Source organism: Acetobacter thailandicus (genome assembly GCF_011516655.1).
Lineage (GTDB): Bacteria > Pseudomonadota > Alphaproteobacteria > Acetobacterales > Acetobacteraceae > Acetobacter > Acetobacter thailandicus.
This window is the reverse complement of record NZ_WOSV01000034.1, coordinates 1-1,676: the sequence shown is the minus strand read 5'-3', so window position 1 is coordinate 1,676 and position 1,676 is coordinate 1. Positions and strand designations below refer to the sequence as shown.

1 protein-coding gene and 1 pseudogene are annotated in these 1,676 nt (G+C 44.3%); one reads left to right on the top strand and one right to left on the bottom strand.

Annotation, left to right across the window (positions count from 1 at the left end; all coding sequences use genetic code 11):
- Positions 1-14 precede the first annotated feature (14 nt).
- Positions 15-743: a hypothetical protein gene (locus tag GOB58_RS12845; protein ID WP_173560458.1), complete on the bottom strand. Its 729-nt coding sequence runs from the start codon at positions 741-743 to the stop codon at positions 15-17.
- A gap of 123 nt (positions 744-866) precedes the next feature.
- On the opposite strand from GOB58_RS12845, the pseudogene GOB58_RS13175 reads away from it, so the two are divergent.
- Positions 867-1,539, top strand: a pseudogene (locus tag GOB58_RS13175) (transposase); the annotation flags it as partial.
- Positions 1,540-1,676: the final 137 nt, after the last annotated feature.

Below are 1,676 nucleotides of genomic sequence, written 5' to 3'. Positions count from 1 at the left end.
TAATCTCTTATATCTTAAAAAGAATTTTGTAGATATTTTGGAAATATGTCATAATTATACAAATCAAACGAATTATTTTCTCCGTCAATAAAAAATGGATAATTGTATATACTAAACCATCGTGGATCGCCGCTTCCAATCCACATTTCGCAACTCACTCTTTCAAGTTGTTCAGGGTGACAAAAGCTCACGTCAGCAAAGCATTTGGATAAAGGATGTTCCAGTCGTCGTATATAGTCAGTTCTTGACCACCAAAAATTTCCCTGAAAATGTTTTCGTGGGTGGACATGAAAATTAGCACCGGAAACGTCGTGACTCTGCAATTGAGATACAGATTCACGCCACTTGTTTATAGTACCATATTCTAAAAATTTCCTCCAACTATTAACATTTTTTACGACATGATATTCAGTTGGGTTCGAGAAATGACGAATACCCTTGGTATGAAAATACATGACTGCTTCAAAATTTTCCCTTTCAAAAGATAGTTCATATAAATGCTTTAAAGTAAATGCCTCATATTGCCGAAGATCATTTGATGATTCTATAATATTTAAAAACTTATATTGAGAAACATACTCTTCTATTTCTTTGTGCCTCTCGCTATTTATACAACAAAAAACCTCAGAATTATAAGCTAAACCAGATGATATTAAATTTTTTATTTGTTCGTCTACCAATAAAATCCAAGAATTTGATTCTGCTGGAGCCCAAATATGATAAAAAACAGCGAATTTTTTCATGTTTTTCCCTAAATTATACACTATACAAGAATGTCGTTTTTTTACAACTCTCAGGACCGCTGACGTGCCCCCTGAAAATGTAACCATTAAAAAGTAGAGTCCGATCGAGAAGGATACGGACGGATGAAACGCAGCCGCTTTACGGAAGAGCAGATCATAGGGATCCTGAAGGAACAGGAGGCTGGGCTGAAGGTCACTGATCTTTGCCGCAAACACGGGATCAGTGATGCGACGTTTTACAAATGGAAGACCCGCTATGGTGCTCTTGAAATATCGGAAGCCAAACGGCTAAAGGCCTGGAAGATGAAAACAGCCGCCTGAAACGTCTACTGGCGGATGCCATGCTGGATAATGCGGCACTAAAGGAAATCGTTGGAAAAAAGTGGTGACGCCTGTCGCGAAACGGCAGGCGGTCCGACACATACAGGAGGCTCTGGCCCTGAGTGAACGCCGTGCCTGTGCGCTTGTCGGTGTTGCCAGGCGTATCGCGCGGTATGTTTCTACCGGAGCGAACGATGCTGCCCTGCGCCAGCGTCTACGGGAACTGGCGGACCAACGCCGCCGCTTTGGCTATCGCCGCCTGGGTTATCTTCTGGCGCGGGAAGGATACAGCCCCAATCACAAGAAGCTGTTCCGTCTTTACCAGGAGGAAGAGCTGAAAGTCCGCCATCGGGGTGGCCGCAAGAGGGCACTGGGGACACGTTCTCCCATGACCATCCCTCAGAAACCCGGGCAGCGCTGGAGCCTGGATTTTGTATCGGATGCCCTGATCTGTGGCTGCCGGTTCCGCATTCTGGCTGATTGGCGGGAAGACTACAATACGGTACGCCCCCATTCCCAGCTAAGGGGCACGTCAACGTTTACAAAATGCCTGATCCAAAGCCTTGCTACAGCGATATTGAGGAAACTAATAAAGAACAAGGCTGTCTTGTC

Excerpts from the sequence above, each read along its gene's own strand:
- GOB58_RS12845 (WP_173560458.1), bottom strand. The coding sequence starts at position 743 with ATGAAAAAATTCGCTGTTTTTTATCATATTTGGGCTCCAGCAGAATCA.